Below are 16,072 nucleotides of genomic sequence, written 5' to 3'. Positions count from 1 at the left end.
GGTCCGTCGCGGGTGGGGCCGTCGGCCGCCTGACGGTCGCCGACCGGTCAGGATCGGAGAAGCCGCCGAGCGGTCGCCCGGCTTAACGTGAGAGCACCGACGGAACACGCCGGTACGACACCGGCGCGCCGCGTCGGCCTGTCGGCCCCCACCTTCACCGAGGAGTACGCCATGACCGCGGGCGTCAAGACGATCATCTACCCCGTCAAGGACCTCGCCCAGGCGAAGACCCTGTTCAGCGCGCTGCTGGGGGTCGAGCCGTACGTGGACGAGCCCTACTACGTCGGGTTCAAGGACGCCGGCCAGGACGTGGGCCTCGACCCGAACGGACACGGCAAGGGCCTGACCGGGCCGGTGCCGTTCTGGCACGTCACCGACATCCGGGCGCAGCTCGCGGCGCTGGTGGCGGCGGGCGCCGAGACCGTGCAGGACGTGCAGGACGTGGGCGGCGGGCGGCTGATCGCGTCCGTGAAGGACGCCGAGGGGAACATGGTGGGGCTCATCGAGGACCCGGTGGCCTGAGACCGGGACGACACGGTGGCTTGAGACCGGGTTCCGCCGGTTCCGCCGCATGCGCATGCACTAGTTGCATACTCAACAAATGGCCGGTTCGGTGTTACCGTGCGGGTATGGCAGTGAACACGGCGACCGCCCGGCTCGAACAACAGTGGCGGGACATCCTGGCGGTGCACGCACGCACGATGTGCGAGATCGACCGTGTGCTGCACCCGTACGGCCTGGGCGCGAGCGACTTCGAGGTGCTCGACATCCTCGACGCCGAGTCGCCCGTGGAGGGCGGGCTCTGCCGCGTGCAGAACCTCGTCGGGCGGGTGCATCTGAGTCAGAGCGCGCTGTCCCGCCTCATCGGGCGGCTGGAAAAGGACGGTCTGGTCGAGCGTTCCGTCTGTGTGGAGGACCGCCGCGGTGTGTGGGTCGCGCTCACCCGCAAGGGGCGCGACCTGCACGCCGAGGTACTGCCGTTGCAGCGCGCGGCGCTGGCCCGGATGCTGACCGAGGAGCAGGCCGAACCATCCGTCAGCCCCTGACCCCGAGAACCGGGGGACGGCTGTCGCCGTCGGAGTTGACGACGATCCAGGTGTCGTCCGCCCTCAGGAGCTGGGCGGTGTGCTCGACCTTGCCGTCGACGTCACGCACCAGGGTCCCGTCGTCCGCCCCCAGGCGGTGCCCGTCCCCCGTGTCGAGCCGCCACAGCCGGTCCGCGCCCCCGAACACCGCCACCTGGCCGCGACCCGCGGGCGCGAGGGCGGTGACCGTGCCGCCCAGGTCCTGGTGCCAGAGCCGTTTTCCGTCCCGCAGCGAGTAGCCGACGACCCGGTCGGGTCCGTCGGCGCCGGGTCGCGCGGCCGCCACGACGAGCCTGCCGTCGCCGACCGTCGCCGACAGCGCGGGCCGCGCGGCGAAGGCTTCGGCCACCGGAGCGACGGCCAGATCCTCCTCGCTCCCGCTGAGCGGGATCTCCACCGGGTCGCCGTCGTCCGTGCCGGAGTACGCCAGTACGGCGGCGACGCCGCGAGCGTCCCGCTCCTTGAGCAGCAGGGTGAACGGGTCGGCCGAGACCACCATGGCGGTGTCGACGGGACTCTCCACCGGCAGCCGACGGCTCCCGACCTCCCGGCCGGTGGCGTTGTCCAGGGTCACCAACCGTGCCGAGGTGGTCGTCGCGTCGCTCGCGGTGCAGGTGACGACGACCCTGGTGGTGCCACCGGCGGCGGAGCCGACCAGCGGCTCGCACCCGGTGCCGGTGTCCGCGCCGCCGCCCTCCTTCTTGTCCGCGCCGCCGTCGCGCGTGCCGCTCGTCCCGCTGAGGCTCGCGGTCCAGCGGGGCGTGCCGTCCGCGAGGCCGTAGCCGTGCACCGCGCCGTCCGCCAGCGCCACGGCCACGCCCCGGTCGGCGGTGAGCAGGCCGTCCGACGCGGTGGTGAACGCGGGTACACCGCTGATCTCCCGCTGCCACAGCTTGCGGCCGCTGCGCACATCGACGCCCCACACGGTGTCGCACGGCTTTCCGTAACGTCCGAAGCCGACCAGACCGACACCGTCGACGACACTCGCGCTCATCGCGCACACCGACCCGCGCACCGGCGCCGTCAGGGACCAGCGCCGGTCCCCGTCGCGGGAGTCGTACGCGACGAGCGCGTCACCGCGTACGCGGACCACCGTCGCGGCGTTCTCGCCGACGGTCCACACGCCGAGGCCGCGCACCGTCGACGGGCGGTCGCGGTCGGCCTGCCACACGGGGTCGAGGACCGGACCGCGCAACCACACGTAGAACTGCCGGCCGGGCCACAGGGCGAGCAGCACGCCCACCACGACGAGCACGGCGGGCAGCGCCCGGCCGGGACGGATCCGGGTGAACGCGGCGAGGGCCGCGGCCGTCGCACCGAACCCGGCGAAGGTGCACAGGAACGCCAGCAGGATGGTCGGCATGGTGCCGTCGGGGCAGGGGTCGAGGTCGCTGCCGCAGGAACCGCCGGGGATCGACGTCCACCCCAGCCAGTGGAACTCCACCGCCAGTCCGATGACCGCCCCCGCCGCCACGACGGCCGCCGCGGTCCACGCCAGTGTCCACCCTGCGCGCGGTCGCGCGTCCTCAACCACCTGTGGCCCCCACCCTGTTGCGTACCGCGGCACCCCCCGGTGCCGCTCCCCCGTCGCAAGCGTCTGGAGCATAACGCGGCGGATCGGATCATGTCAGCGGCGTACCGGCCGCCGGAACCGTCCCCTCACTGCCCCGCCGCGGGCGACTGCGGCCGCCGGTCGGCCGGACGCTGCGGGGAGACCGAGACGGCCCGGAAGTCGCGGGGGCCGGTCCACGGCGCCGGTACCGCGTCGCAGCGGCGGCACAGCTCGTGGGCGATGGCCTCGTAGTTGACCCGCCAGCCGTGGAAGTGCGGCCAGGCCTCGCGGGGGCTGCGCTCGGCGCGGAAGTCCGTGCGCTCCAGCATCGCCACCGCCTCCTCGAACTCGGCGAAGGTGAGCTTGATCGGGGCGTCCGGGGCCGGATCCGCGTCGAACGGGACGTGTACCGAGCGGGCGATGTCCCGCAGTGCCGTGAACCCGGCGCGCAGCACCAGCCGGGCCTCCGGCGGGGCGATCCGCGGGGTCAGCGCGAGCTGCATGGCCGCCGCGTCCATCACGGCGACCAGTCCCACCAGCCAGTTGCGGTACGGCCGGGGCGAGCGGAAGGCGAGCAGCACCGGATACGTGGAGTGGCTCTCGCCCATGTCGGCGGCCAGCCGCTCCCAGGACCGGTACAGCTCGGGCAGGGCCGTCTCGGTGTCGACGAGCCACTGCCGGGCCAGGATCTCCGGGCCCCAGGCGGGCTCCCCGGCCCGGGACTGGAGCAGCGTGACCTCCAGTTCGCGCCGGTTGTAGGCGGCGTAGAGGGTGGGCAGGTAGGCGATCTGGAGGGCGATGACGACCGGGCCGGTGGCCGCCGCGACGAAGTCGAGCGCCGACAGGCTGATCCGCGCGCCGCTGGCGAACCCGAGGGTGAACAGACTGGAGCCCGCCTCGCGGAAGGCGGTCGTCCAGGACAGCGGGGACAGCGCGTACAGCAGCAGGCCGTAACCGATCAGGGCTCCGCCCAGCCAGGTCGCGAGCATGCCGATCAGTATCAGCGGGGCGAGCCAGGTCTGCGCGCGGTCGACGGCACGGTAGCCGCCGGACGGCGCGGCCAGCCGCAGCAGTCGGCGCAGCAGCCACCAGAGCCGGAAGACCAGCACGGAGTAGAGACCGCGCGGCACCACGAGGGTGCGCAGGATGCTGCTGAGGACGAGTAGGAGGACGAGTCCGCCGGCCACGCCGGAGATCCAGAGCATGTGGTCATTCTGGCCCGCGCCACGGCCGGTCCACGGTCGGCGCGATCGGTACGATCGGCAGGGCCGCACGGCGCGGGATCCGACCTCGCGCTCCATGTCGAACACACCGTCGCGGGGGTCGGCGCGAACCGCCCGCGGTGCCATCATGCTCCACGAATGCCGCACAGGACGGCAAAGGCCGCAGCAGGGAGCGTCGCCATGGGCCAGGAGCAGTCGGCAGTCCGGTTCAGCAGCTACCGCACGCGATCCGTGGACGAGTCCCATGACGCGATCGCGAGCCACTACTACGACCTGAGTCTGGACGTGCCGGGTTCCCCGGACACCTTCCTCACCGAGATGAGCGTGGTCGAGCTCGGTGAACTCACCGTCGGAGAGCTCAGTTTCGGCACCGAGGTGGCGATGGAGTTCGTCGAGCCGCGCGCCTACCACGTGGCCCTGCCGCTCACCGGCCGGTTCCGGGTCGGACAGGGGCGCGAGGCCGCCTCGTACGCGACGCCCGACCGGGCCCTCTTCCTCGACCCCGACCGTCCGGTCCAGGTCGACGAATGGTCCCGCGACTGCCGGGCCCTGGCCGTCAAGCTCGACCGGGCGGCGGTGCACCGGCGGCTGGAGGGCCTGCTCGGCAGACCGCTCGGAGGCCGTCCCCGCTTCGCGCCGTACGTCGACATCACGCAGGGCCCTGGGCTGAGTTGGGCGAACCTGGCGCGGTGGTCCCTGTCGGAGAAGGATGTACCGGGCGGGCTGCTGGGCCAGCCGTTGATCCGTGCGTCGATCGAACGGACCCTGCTGGAAGGCGTGTTGTACGCCGCCGGGCACAACTACCGCGAGGAGCTGGAGATCCCCGGCCCCCGGCTGCGGCCCGCGCCGGTGAAACGGGTCATGGACGTCGTCCACGACCGGCCGGCCGAGCCGTACGACGCGACCAGCCTCGCCGCCATCGCCCAGGTCGGCGTGCGGACCCTCCAGGACGCCTTCCGTCGGCATGTGGGCATGTCCCCGATGTCGTACGTCAACGAGGTGCGGTTACGGCGGGTGCGTGAGCAGCTGCGGACCGCGGATCCGCGGACGACCACGGTCACCGACGTGGCCTACGCGTGGGGCTTCAGCCATCTCGGACGGTTCGCGCAGCGCTATCGGACCCGCTTCGGGGAGTCGCCGTCCCAGACGCTGCGTACCGAGTGACGACGACCGGACCACCGCGTGCGGAATCATGTGCGGAATCATGTGCGGAATACGGACATGGGCTTCGCATTCCGGAGCGTCCGCGCCGTCGCACGCGCCTAGCCTTGATCGAATGGGGTGAACGGGGTCGGCGCCGCTCACCCCAGGCAGAGCCAGGGCGCGCGAGGGCGCGTGAAACGCCCGCGCTCTTCGGGACCGGCCGCTCCCCCGAGAATCCGGCGGTCGGGTTCCGTCGGCCGCCGGGGTGCGCCCCTTGGAGCTCCGAACAGCTCTCAGCCCCCGGGCCGGGCCAGCAGCGTGCGAACGCCCTCCGACGTGAGCGTCAGGGCATGGTCCGCGGCTCCGTCGATGGCGAGCGAGAGCTCGCCGTCCGGCCACTGCGCGGCGAGCGCGCCCAGCGGCACCAGGCGATAGCGCGAGACGAACGGCAGCAGGTGGGCCATCTCCGGTTCCGAGGTGAACACGGGCACCACCGGTTCCCCGCCCTGGTACTCCAGGACGGGCAGGGCCACGGTGGTGAGATCGGCGGCGCTCTCCTCTGGGACGTCGTCGGGTACCGGTACGAGCACGTCGCTGTGCGCGAGCGCGTCCAGCGCGACCATGTCCTGGGTGTTCTCGGCCAGCGCGGTCAGCGCCCGTCGGGCGGTGCTGCCGGCCTCGCGGTGGGCGGGTGTCTCCATCTCGGGTCCCCTGGTAGCGGTGGTCGTCGGGCCTGCCCCGCCCGCACGGGCACCGGGCGCGGCTGGGTTCGCGTACCCACGACGGTCGCGGCCATGCACGACTCCGCGCAACAAGCGGAGCGGGTCCGTCAGCCCTGGCGGTAGAGCTCGGTGAGCACCTCGATCACGGCCTGGGTGGCGGGGTGCGGATCGTCGCGCCACCAGGCGAGCCGTACGGCTACGGGTTCGGCGTCCCGTACCGGCCGGTAGACGACGCCGGGCCGCGGGTACCGGTTGGCGGTGGACTCGGCGGTCATGCCGATGCACCGGCCGGTGGCGATCACGGTGAGCCAGTCGTCGACGTCGTGGATCTCCTCGACGGCCGGCCGGGCGTCGGGGGGCCACAGCTCGGGCGTGGTGGTGCCGGTGCGCCGGTCGACGAGCAGGGTGCGGCCGCCGAGTTCGGCGAGCCGCACCGAGCGCCGACGGGCCAACGGGTCGTCGGCCGCCAGGGCACACAGGCGCCGCTCCAGTCCGACGATCGCCGAGTCGAACCGCTGGTCGCCCGGGTCCCTGCGCACCACGGCGAGGTCGCAGCCGCCCTCCGCCAGGCCCGCGGTGGCGGAGTTGGCGCGCACGAGCCGCAGTTCCGTCTCCGGGTGCGTGTCGTCCCACCTGCGCTGGAAGGCCAGGGTGTGCCGGCCGAGGGCCGCCCAGGCGTAACCCACCCGCAGCCGGGTGTGGCCCGAGGTGGCCTCCCGGACCAGGTCGTCGACCTCGGCGAGCACCCGCCGGGCGTGCGCGACGACCCTCAGTCCGGCCGGCGTCGGCGTCACCTCGCGGGAGGTGCGCCGGAGCAGCCGGGTCCCGAGGCCGCGTTCGAGCGAGGCGAGGGTGCGGGAGACCGCCGCCTGGGAGACGCCGAGGGCGATTCCGGCGTCCGTGAACGTGCCCTCGTCGACGATCGCGACGAGACAGCGCAACTGCCGAAGCTCCACCTGGACGCCATCCATGACTCAAGCGTATAGACGGATCAGCCTATGCATTTCCCGTGAACGGCGTCGTGGCCGACGCTCGGGTCATGCATAACGCTCCCCCGCGTCCGCCCGCCCCGGTCCAAAGCGCCCAGGGCGCCCGCGCCTCACTGGCCGGGGTGGGCACCATGGTCGGCAGCGGTCTGTCCAACCAGGTCGGTGCCGCCGTCGGCTCCCTCGCCTTCCCCGTGCTGGGCCCCGTCGGTGTCGTCGCGGTACGCCAGTACGTGGCGGCGGCCGTCCTGCTGGCGGTGGCCCGGCCCCGGCTGCGCGGCTTCACCCGGGAGCAGTGGTGGCCCGTACTGCTGCTCGCCCTGGTGTTCGGGACGATGAACCTGTCCCTGTACACCGCGATCGACCGGATCGGGCTGGGCCTCGCGGTGACGCTGGAGTTCCTGGGCCCGCTGGCCATCGCGCTGGCCGCGGCGCGCCGGCGGGTGGACGCGTACTGCGCGGTGGTCGCCGCGGCGGGGGTCGCCGTCCTGATGCGGCCCCGGCCCTCCGCGGACTACCTCGGGACCGGGCTCGGTCTGCTCGCCGCCGCCTGCTGGGCGTCGTACATCCTCCTCAACCGCACCGTCGGCCGCCGGATCCCCGGCGCGCAGGGTTCGGCGGCCGCGGCCGGTGTCTCCGCCCTGGTGTTCCTGCCCGTCGGGGCGGTGGTCGCCGTCACGCATCCGCCGACCGTGGCGGCCGCGGGGTGCGCGGTGGCCGCCGGTGTGCTGTCGTCCGCGGTGCCCTATCTCGCGGACCTGTTCACGCTGCGCCGGGTGCCCGCGCAGGCTTTCGGCCTGTTCATGAGCGTCAATCCGGTGCTGGCCGCGCTGTCGGGCCTGGTCGTCCTGGGCCAGCGGCTGGGCTGGGCCGAGGCGGCCGGCATCGGCGCGGTCGTCGTCGCCAACGCGGTCAGCATGCTCTCGGGACGGCGCAGGACGGCACCGACGCCCAAGCCCACGGCGAGCCCTTCCTCGTAGGCCGGCCACCGAACCGGTGACCGATTTCGCTCACCGAACCAGTCACCGAACCAGTCATCGAATCGGTCACCGAACCGATCGTCGAACCCCCGCCCGGAGCTCGAATGAGCCACGGGTTATCATTTGAGCACTGCCTAGCTCGAAAGATGGACCTGTGACTGTCAACGAGGACTCGTTCACGAACTGGAAGACCCGCGAGGAGATCGCGGAGTCCATGATCCCGATGATCGGAAAGCTGCACAGGGAGCGGGACGTCACGGTCCTGCTGCACAGCCGCTCCTTGGTGAACAAGTCGGTGGTCAGCATCCTCAAGACCCACCGGTTCGCCCGTCAGATCGCCGGCGAGGAGCTCTCGGTCACCGAGACGCTGCCGTTCCTCCAGGCCCTGACCACGCTCGACCTCGGCCCGTCCCAGATCGACATCGGCATGCTCGCGGCGACGTACCGCGAGGACGACCGCGGCCTGTCGGTCGCGGAGTTCACCTCCGAGGCCGTGTCCGGCGCCACCGGCGGCAACAAGATCGAGCGCCGCGAGCCGCGCGACGTCGTCCTCTACGGCTTCGGCCGCATCGGCCGTCTCGTCGCCCGACTGCTCATCGAGAAGTCCGGCTCCGGCAACGGTCTGCGGCTGCGCGCCATCGTCGTGCGCCGGGGCGGCGAGCAGGACATCGTCAAGCGGGCCTCGCTGCTGCGCCGCGACTCCATCCACGGGCAGTTCCAGGGCACGATCACCGTGGACGAGGCGAACAGCACCATCACCGCCAACGGCAACGAGATCAAGGTCATCTACGCGGGCGACCCGTCGGAGGTCGACTACACGGCGTACGGCATCAAGGACGCCATCCTCATCGACAACACGGGCCGCTGGCGCGACCGCGAGGGTCTGTCGCAGCACCTGCGTCCGGGCATCGACAAGGTCGTCCTGACCGCGCCGGGCAAGGGCGACGTCCCGAACATCGTGCACGGCGTCAACCACGACACCATCAAGCCGGACGAGCAGATCCTGTCCTGCGCGTCCTGCACCACCAACGCGATCGTGCCGCCGCTCAAGGCGATGGCCGACGAGTACGGTGTGCTGCGCGGCCATGTGGAGACCGTCCACTCGTTCACCAACGACCAGAACCTGCTGGACAATTACCACAAGGCCGACCGTCGCGGCCGGTCCGCGCCGCTCAACATGGTGATCACCGAGACCGGCGCCGCCTCCGCCGTCGCCAAGGCGCTGCCCGAGCTGAAGGCGCCGATCACCGGCAGCTCGATCCGGGTCCCGGTGCCGGACGTGTCGATCGCGATCCTGAGCCTGCGCCTCGGCCGGGAAACCACCCGCGAGGAGGTCCTCGACCACCTGCGCGACGTCTCGCTGACCTCGCCGCTCAAGCGCCAGATCGACTTCACCACCGCACCCGACGCGGTCTCCAGCGACTTCATCGGCTCGCGCCACGCGTCGATCGTGGACGCCGGCGCCACCAAGGTCGACGGCGACAACGCGATCCTCTACCTCTGGTACGACAACGAGTTCGGCTACTCCTGCCAGGTCATCCGCGTCGTCCAGCACGTCTCCGGCGTCGAGTACCCGACCTTCCCGGCCCCGGCCGTCTGAGCGTTGGACCACCCAGGCGTCCTCTCTGGTCGGAGACAGGACGCCGAGGGGGTCGCGGCACGCGCCTGACCAGCGCGACCGATAGAGCCGCGACCTACATCGAGGGCCGCCACCCGTGCTTCGGGCGGCGGCCCTCGGTGATCGCGCGAACAGCGAGGGAGTTCTCAGGGGGTTTCCGTCCCGCCCTACGACTCACTCTCCAGCCAGGCGTCCATGGCGGTTCGACCCCGCATCCCGTTGTCGGGCATGAAGTGTGCGTACGTCTCCAGCGTGATGGTGACCGAAGCATGGCCCATCCAGTGCGACAGCGACACCGGATCCTCGCCCGCGGCAAGCTGCACGCTGGCGTAGGTGTGCCGCCACCGATGGTGCATCATCTCGCGCGACGGCTCCCACCCCCACGACTCGTCCTCCCTACGCGCCGCGATGAGACCGGCCGCCGCCAATGCCGGCTTCATGGTCTTCTCGTTGAAGCTGCCGGGGCGGATCCGGTTTCGCCACTGCGTCGTGACAAGGAGCCGAACGGTAGCTGTCTCTCGGCCCGCGTTCCCTGGCCCTAGCCACGGCAGGGTCACCGTGACCGCGGGGAACGCCTCTGTGTACTCGTTGAACCGCTTGAGGAAGTCCGGGGACAAGGGGACTTGGCGCTCTTTCCGGTTCTTCGGCAATTTGAAGTAGGCCGTCTTCCCGTCCTTGCTCCACTGGAGCTGGCGGCGGACGTTCATGACCATCTGGTCTTCGTCGACGTCGTCGAGGCTGAAGGCGATGGCCTCGCCCTGGCAGGGCCCTTCAGGGTGCGGAGCGGGCGGCAGGTTCCAGGGCGATGAGCTCGGTGACGTTGAGCACCGGCCGCACGGCTGCTCCCGCTGGTATCGGGGTCTGGTCAGGGGAACCGGGGGCCGCAGCCGCCCGTGAGGCACCAGCGCTCGCCGTCCGACACGATGTCCACGTGCTTGCGCAGCCTCATGAGCTGCTCGGCGGCCTCGTCGGCGGTGCGCGGGGCGATGTCCTGCGGCAGGGTCTGCGCGCGGGTCTCAGGCATGGGCGGCTCCTGCTCGGTGAGGGCGGGTGGGGGTGCGGGTCACCATGAGCCGCTCCAGTCGCCGGGTCCGTCCCACATCGCTGCGACGGTCTCCGGCGTGCGGTGCTCGTCGCACAGCGGCTCCTGGAAGTGCATGGGAGGGATCTGCGCGACGCCCTTCGTCGGCTCGTCGCAGATCCGGCCGCCGACGGGTGCGGTGCAGCCGGACCAGTCGGCCAGACGTCCGGTCAGGGTGAGCCGGGTCAGCAGGACGGCGCGCATGTGGGCGTAGGCGTCGGCGGCGGTGTCGTGGCCGACGTCCTGCCACGCAGGGCTGCTGTCCCGCTCGTCCTCCGGTACGCCGTAGACCAGGAGGAAGGCGTCGGCGCAGCACTCGACGTAGCGGGCTCGCTCGCCGCCGCCGGTGTAGACGTACTTCCCGGCGCGGGGCCCGGCGGACAGCTGCTGGACGGTGTGGTGCTGCATGGGCGGCTCCTTCCGTGCCGGGTGAGGAAGAGGCCGTCGGCCCGCGGGGCGAGGTCCGCGACTGGCCGACGGCTCCCGGGGAGCGCTCTGCCCAAGCTGAGCTACCGGGTGTGCCGGGCGGGATTTGAACCCGCGCCCCCTCCCCTTCGCTGATCTGCCTGGCAGCGAGCCAGAAGCGATCCGTGATCGCGGCAGACCATCCGCCGTGGTCGGCGAAGTGGCCCGCGCGCCCCTGGGGATTCGGCACCGAGGGCGCGCGGAGATGTGAGCCGGCCCCGGCGGAGCGCATGCCGCCGGGGCCGATGCGGTCCTCGCGGATACCGCGTGTCGCGCCCCTGCCCGGCGTACGACACAGGGCTCACGAGCGCTGGCGGCCGCACACCCCGGCGCTCGTGAGGTCGTTGTCCGCTGCCCGGCCGGGTGATCCCAGTCCCGTATCTGGGGTCACTAGTCGGCCCTGCCGTGCGCGACGGCCGGGCAGCGGAGTCGGTGGTGGACCGCCGCCGTACGGCGACCCTCAGCGCCGCCCGGCGACGGTCCGGTCCCTGCGGCTGCGGCTGGTGCGTCGCAGGGCAGGGCGTCTGAGCGGGGCGGGCCTCGTCAGGGTCAGGCGGTCGCCTGGGCCGGTACGCCGTGGCATCGGCGGGCGCGCTGGCGGGTGGCGCTCTCGGCGCGGACGACGTCGATCGCCCGGAACAGGGGCTGTCCGGCAAGGTTGCGCATGGGCCGGCCCTGCTCGGTGCAGGCCTGGTGGAGGTGGCCGCGGTACTTCCAGTTCCTCACGACGTGAGGTGTGACGCCCGCGGCCTCGGCAGCCTCGGCAGCCGTCCACAGCGTGCTCTGGAGGTCACCGGTCAGGTCCATGCTGCACCTCCGGTGCGGACGAAGGGGGGAACAGGAAAAGGCCCCGCGGGAGCCGCGAGGCCTTGCTGAGCGTGGACATAGTGATCCGCGCTCAGGATCATGCGTGATGCACGGCGCGTCAAGCTGCGGGTTTCTCGGGCGCGTCGCCGACCTGACCGGCCGGGCCGGGCACTGCGGTGCCTCAATCAGCCGTCCATGCCGCCGGAGATCGATTGAAATATCCCACGCAGATTCGGAAGCACCCAGGGACGCAACTGAAGGTCACACTGGGGCGGACACCGCAACAGGTACGGCGACTTCTCCTGATCCCCAATATGTTTCCACTCAACGCACGCGGCCTGGCCTTGCAAGAAGCCTGCATCGTACCCCTTGTCGTATCCTGCCATGTAGGCAGGATTGGTGGGGTTCTTCGGATCCCTCCCCTGAAAATGTTGCCCCGCACACGCGGCAAGGTAGCCGTGGCGGCGCCCTAAGGCGTAACCGTCCTTGTAGCCCTGGGCGTAGTCGGCTGCGTCGTCCTGGCGGAGATTTGGCGCTATCCCTAGTGACGTGGAGTCGGGTGCTGCGGAGGCCTGGGCGACGACGGAGGGGGAGGAGGCGAGAGCAGCAGCAACGAACACTAGACTGAGCCGGCCAAATAGTCGTCCGAAATCCATGACGCTTTCCTTTGATCGACTTAATCTTTGAGACGGTCAACCTTCTGACGGGGCATTGATACCAGGCCGCCGGGTTATCGATCGCCCAAGGGTCACCCTGTCCACTCACCCCATGTTGCGCTTCGTCCCCGGTGTCGTCATCTCGAATCTTCCCGGTGCTTTAGGCGTGTGGTGGCGACGAGGTCTTTGACGTGGCGGCGGTACTCGTCGGGCCGGTACAAGGTCTGGCATTCCGGGTTCTGGCACTCGATGTACGGCTCGTCGCCAATCAGGTGGAGGTCGCGGCACTCGGTGAGCCAGGGGCCGCCGCACCGCGCGCAGGGGGCGAGGCGCTTCGTCTCGGGGGCCCGGTCGCGGCGGGTGAACCGCGTGGCGGCGGTGTGCCAGTGGGCGACCTGCGCGGCCGGGTTCCCGGAGTGCACGACCGAGTGCGCGCGGCGCAGCGGCTCGTGCGACTCGGTGGCGAGCGGGTGCTCCTGGAGCAGCCAGTCGACCGCGTGGAAGAGCGTGTTGACGGACTCTCGGATCCACTCGGCCTCGCGGATGCCAGGGCGGCGCAACGGCTGATCGCGGTGGTGGTGCAGGGCGCGGACCGTGGCGGCGGTCTCGGCCAAGCCGCCGGCGATGTGGTCGATGAGCAGACGCGCGGCCTGGCCTGGCCAGGGGGTGGTGTCGGTGGGGGCGCCGTGTGTGCTGGCGGACGGTACGCCGCGCTGCCCGTCCAGTGCCTCCAGGGCGACCAGGTCGAGGAGGTGGGGCAGGTCGGCGAGGTAGTCGCCGGTGCGGTCCACGCAGTCGGCGCAGTGGATGGGGGTACCCCAGGTGACCGGGATGTCGTGGTCGGTGCCGGTGGCGGTGCGGCGGTGCTCAGCGCGCCGCCAGGCCGTGTTGCAGGGGCCATGGCACGGGGCGGGGGCGGAGGTTGGCATGCGGCCTCCCCGACGGGTGGGCGGTCTCGGGACATGAACGCGAACGGCTCCGTCCGCTTTCGGGGACGGAGCCGCTCACGGTGATTCAGCAACTCAGGGCGTGGCACGCGCCTGTCGGCTTGATCCTGCAACACTCATCACGCAAAGCGCAATAAAAAGCCGCAAAGACGAACAAACGCCCCTTCGGTCTCGCTACTGACCGAGACCCCACATATTCAGCAGCCGTTCGGTGAGGGGGTGCGGCTGCTTGCCAGGAGGGGCGCACTCCGGGCAGAGGTTGACGGGCCTGGTGCCAGACCAGCCGCGGAGCCCTTGGAAGCAGCTCACGCCTACGCAGGTGTCGCTCTCGCTCCTCAGGCGCCGGACCTCGGCTTCCGCCACAGCGCGCAGGCGTGCGGCCTCCCGGTCCCGGGCGTCGCGCATCTTGCTGCATTCGTCCGCGTCCCAGTACATGTCCTCGAAGATGTCCGGGTCGCCGAACAGTCCTTGCAGGATGTCTTCCGTCACGACGTCGTACCAGCCTGTGGCGAGCGCGGCTTTCACCAGCACGTCCGCCTCGGTGCTGCCTCCGGCGTTGGCCCGGTCCTCCCTGCGGGTCTCGGACCGGTCGTGCGACCAGGCTTGTGCCATGTTCACGAGGTCGATGGCGCCGCATCGGGTGAGGTGCTCGTCGCAGTGGGTGAACGTGGGGTGATCGGGGTGGTGGCTGCAACCGGGGATCTCACAGAGGGGCCAGGTGTTGCCTTGGCTGAGGAGCCAGAAGCGCCGTCGTCCGCACGTCACGACGGCGCCGTATTCGGGGTCGGCGGACTCCACGGTGAGCCTCGCCTCGCGGCCGTCCCCTGACAGCAGGCCGGCCAGCTCCAGCACTGCACCGTAGGGGACGATCGTTCCGATGAGCTTCGACTCGAAAGCCTCAGGCGCGTACTCCGGGGGGCAGTCCGACCAGTCGGAGCGAACGGGCGGGAGGGAGGCGCATTCCGCGAGGAGTGCGCCCAGTTGGAAGACTGCGGGTGCAGCGGCTGCCATCTCCCGGGCTACTGCGGTGTAGCGGCGTCCGGAGGCTCGTGCAGCCTCACGGATGGCGGCCTTGCGCTTCTTGTCCTTCGTCACAGCGGGTCCTTCCGCAGCACGCCCACGCCCGTGCCGCAGCAGGGGAAACGATCAAGGTTGGGGTGTGCGCGAGTCTGTGACCCTTGTCCGCGTCCCGGTGCGCGTGGGTGCTAGCCGGTCGGGAGTCTGGCAGGCGCTATCTGCCGCGGGCAGCACAGTAGCGCACTGCCGCCGCCGTCGCGGCCGTATCCGGTCGCGCCCCGGGTTGAAAGCGCCCGGCCCTGGGTGCGCCTTCCCTGCGGAATATCAACCTCCTCTCACCAAAGCGCGATTGGGCATCTATCTTCGGAGAATGACGTGGTGGCAAGCGGCTCTTTGGGGTCTGGCGGGGGGCGGTGCCGCCTCCCTGGTCTCACTGTCCGCGGCCGTGCACTCAGCGGGATACGAGTGGCCATGGCACGGCAAGCGCAAGGCCGAGCTACCGCCGCGGCTGTTTGTCATGGGGTGCGGGTTCATCCTGGGCGCCGTCGTCGCGGCAGCCGCTCATGACCAAATTGACGGGCCCTGGCCCGCATTCATTTTCGGAGTCGGTGCACCAGCCACTATCCGGGGCATCATGTCGGGCGTGGAGGTCCAGCCGAGAGCAAACTCTCTGGCGCAGGGGCGAAGGCCGTCCGAGGTCATGAGGCGTGAGCGCACAGCGCAGGAGAGTGCCCGTGAAGACGCGTCCTGACACACGGCTCGCCCGCCTTGCCGATGCCGCCCGCCCCACCCGTCCCTGGCTTCGAGTGAAGGCGTCCGGCTGGTGGATCCGGGTGCTCGTCGCCGGAGGCGCTCGCCTCACGCTTCCTGCCGTCTCGGGGCTGAGGCTTATGGACCTCAGCCGCCTGAACCTGAGCCGCACATGGCTGCTTGAGGCGGACCTGCGGCTGGCGGACCTGAACGGCGCGGACCTGACCGGCGCGAACCTGACCGGCGCGAACCTGACCGGCGCGAACCTGACTGGCACGCAACTGACCGACGCGTACCTGAACGGCGCGTCCCTGAACGACGCGGACCTGACCCGCGCACGCCTAACTGGCGCCTCCCTGATCCAGGCGGACCTGACCTGCGCGAACCTGAACGGCGCGGACCTGACCGACGTGAACCTGAACGGCGCAAACCTGACCGGTGCGAACCTGACCCTCGCGCGCCTGACCCGCGCGCGTCTGACCGACGCGAACCTGACCCAAGCGGACCTGAACGACACGTACCTGATTGGCGCGCACCTGAACGACGCGGACCTGACCGGCGCGCAGCTGCTCAGCGCGAGCCTGACCGGCGCGCACCTAAACGGCGCGAACCTGAACGACGCGGACCTGACCCGCGCGCGCCTGGACGATGCTGCCCTGGCCCACGCGAGGTTCTTCCGCGCGAGCCTGACCCGCGTGAGCCTGACCGGCGCGAATCTGACCGGCGCGTACCTGACCCTTGCGGACCTCACCAGCGCGAACCTGACCGGCGCGGACCTGACCGACGCAAACCTGACCGAAGCGAACCTGAACCACGCAGACCTGACCGGCGCGAACCTGACCGGTGCGAACCTGTACGGCGCGGACCTGACCTTCGCAGACCTTGTCGACGTCGTTTGGTCAGAGCGGACAACGTGGCCTGCTGGCATCAGGGACACAATGCGGCACCGGTCCGTGCCTCTGGGGGGCGGCCGATACCGCGTACAAGGGTCCGGTAACAGCGGCGCAGATCTGGTCGTACCGCCTGTACCGGTCGGATAG

At 71.0% G+C, this 16,072-nt stretch carries 17 protein-coding genes; 6 read left to right on the top strand and 11 right to left on the bottom strand.

Annotation, left to right across the window (positions count from 1 at the left end):
• Window positions 1–171: 171 nt before the first annotated feature.
• Together FNH09_RS08480 and FNH09_RS08475 are read left to right on the top strand one after the other, a co-directional pair.
• Window positions 172–522: a VOC family protein gene (locus tag FNH09_RS08480; RefSeq protein ID WP_152886157.1), complete on the top strand. Its 351-nt coding sequence runs from the start codon at window positions 172–174 to the stop codon at window positions 520–522.
• 107 nt (window positions 523–629) lie between these two features.
• On the top strand, window positions 630–1,046 hold the full coding sequence (locus FNH09_RS08475; RefSeq protein ID WP_152886129.1) for a MarR family winged helix-turn-helix transcriptional regulator: 417 nt from the start codon (window positions 630–632) through the stop codon (window positions 1,044–1,046).
• Here the strand turns inward: FNH09_RS08475 and FNH09_RS08470 are convergent.
• Window positions 1,036–2,619 (bottom strand): outer membrane protein assembly factor BamB family protein, encoded by a 1,584-nt coding sequence (locus FNH09_RS08470; RefSeq protein WP_338017512.1) that lies wholly within the window; start codon window positions 2,617–2,619, stop codon window positions 1,036–1,038. The genes FNH09_RS08475 and FNH09_RS08470 overlap by 11 nt on opposite strands.
• A 125-nt stretch (window positions 2,620–2,744) precedes the next feature.
• Window positions 2,745–3,842: a hypothetical protein gene (locus FNH09_RS08465; RefSeq protein ID WP_152886127.1), complete on the bottom strand. Its 1,098-nt coding sequence runs from the start codon at window positions 3,840–3,842 to the stop codon at window positions 2,745–2,747.
• Window positions 3,843–3,998: 156 nt separating this feature from the next.
• Between FNH09_RS08465 and FNH09_RS08460 the strand changes: the two genes are divergently transcribed.
• The gene (locus FNH09_RS08460) at window positions 3,999–5,024 is read left to right on the top strand and encodes an AraC family transcriptional regulator (protein WP_238426545.1); all 1,026 of its coding nucleotides are present in this window, start codon (window positions 3,999–4,001) and stop codon (window positions 5,022–5,024) included.
• Window positions 5,025–5,296: 272 nt separating this feature from the next.
• Here FNH09_RS08460 and FNH09_RS08455 read toward each other — a convergent pair whose 3' ends face one another.
• Window positions 5,297–5,704: an SseB family protein gene (locus FNH09_RS08455; protein ID WP_152886126.1), complete on the bottom strand. Its 408-nt coding sequence runs from the start codon at window positions 5,702–5,704 to the stop codon at window positions 5,297–5,299.
• A gap of 128 nt (window positions 5,705–5,832) precedes the next feature.
• A complete protein-coding gene (locus FNH09_RS08450) occupies window positions 5,833–6,696 on the bottom strand; it encodes a LysR family transcriptional regulator (RefSeq protein ID WP_152886125.1) in 864 nt (287 codons plus the stop codon).
• A 68-nt stretch (window positions 6,697–6,764) separates the two neighbouring features.
• Here FNH09_RS08450 and FNH09_RS08445 point away from each other — a divergent pair, with 68 nt between their 5' ends.
• Together FNH09_RS08445 and FNH09_RS08440 are read left to right on the top strand one after the other, a co-directional pair.
• On the top strand, window positions 6,765–7,691 hold the full coding sequence (locus tag FNH09_RS08445) for an EamA family transporter (protein WP_202919617.1): 927 nt from the start codon (window positions 6,765–6,767) through the stop codon (window positions 7,689–7,691).
• 154 nt (window positions 7,692–7,845) lie between these two features.
• Window positions 7,846–9,291: a glyceraldehyde-3-phosphate dehydrogenase gene (locus tag FNH09_RS08440; RefSeq protein ID WP_162468269.1), complete on the top strand. Its 1,446-nt coding sequence runs from the start codon at window positions 7,846–7,848 to the stop codon at window positions 9,289–9,291.
• 185 nt (window positions 9,292–9,476) lie between these two features.
• On the opposite strand, the gene FNH09_RS08435 is transcribed toward FNH09_RS08440, so the two are convergent.
• The 7 genes from FNH09_RS08435 to FNH09_RS08410 all read right to left on the bottom strand — a co-directional run bounded on the left by FNH09_RS08435 (window position 9,477) and on the right by FNH09_RS08410 (window position 14,360).
• Window positions 9,477–10,022 carry a tyrosine-type recombinase/integrase gene (locus tag FNH09_RS08435; RefSeq protein ID WP_152886123.1) on the bottom strand — a complete coding sequence of 182 codons (546 nt, stop codon included), beginning with the start codon at window positions 10,020–10,022 and terminating at the stop codon, window positions 9,477–9,479.
• A gap of 152 nt (window positions 10,023–10,174) precedes the next feature.
• Window positions 10,175–10,333: a hypothetical protein gene (locus tag FNH09_RS46650; protein ID WP_156110809.1), complete on the bottom strand. Its 159-nt coding sequence runs from the start codon at window positions 10,331–10,333 to the stop codon at window positions 10,175–10,177.
• Between the two features lie 39 nt (window positions 10,334–10,372).
• Complete coding sequence (locus FNH09_RS08430) at window positions 10,373–10,798, bottom strand: hypothetical protein (protein ID WP_152886122.1); 426 nt, start codon at window positions 10,796–10,798, stop codon at window positions 10,373–10,375.
• A gap of 606 nt (window positions 10,799–11,404) precedes the next feature.
• Entirely contained in the window at window positions 11,405–11,662 is a 258-nt protein-coding gene (locus tag FNH09_RS08425) for a MerR family transcriptional regulator (protein WP_152886121.1), read from the bottom strand.
• 185 nt (window positions 11,663–11,847) lie between these two features.
• Entirely contained in the window at window positions 11,848–12,318 is a 471-nt protein-coding gene (locus tag FNH09_RS08420; protein WP_152886120.1) for a FliH/SctL family protein, read from the bottom strand.
• 137 nt (window positions 12,319–12,455) lie between these two features.
• A complete protein-coding gene (locus FNH09_RS08415; protein ID WP_152886119.1) occupies window positions 12,456–13,247 on the bottom strand; it encodes a hypothetical protein in 792 nt (263 codons plus the stop codon).
• A gap of 192 nt (window positions 13,248–13,439) precedes the next feature.
• Window positions 13,440–14,360 (bottom strand): hypothetical protein, encoded by a 921-nt coding sequence (locus FNH09_RS08410; protein ID WP_152886118.1) that lies wholly within the window; start codon window positions 14,358–14,360, stop codon window positions 13,440–13,442.
• A gap of 656 nt (window positions 14,361–15,016) precedes the next feature.
• Between FNH09_RS08410 and FNH09_RS08405 the strand changes: the two genes are divergently transcribed.
• Entirely contained in the window at window positions 15,017–16,072 is a 1,056-nt protein-coding gene (locus tag FNH09_RS08405) for a pentapeptide repeat-containing protein (protein ID WP_152886117.1), read from the top strand.

The sequence above is a fragment of the Streptomyces adustus genome (assembly GCF_009377175.1).
Classification (GTDB): domain Bacteria; phylum Actinomycetota; class Actinomycetes; order Streptomycetales; family Streptomycetaceae; genus Streptomyces; species Streptomyces adustus.
Note: the sequence above shows the minus strand (reverse complement) of the source record. Positions and strands in the feature narration are given on the sequence as shown.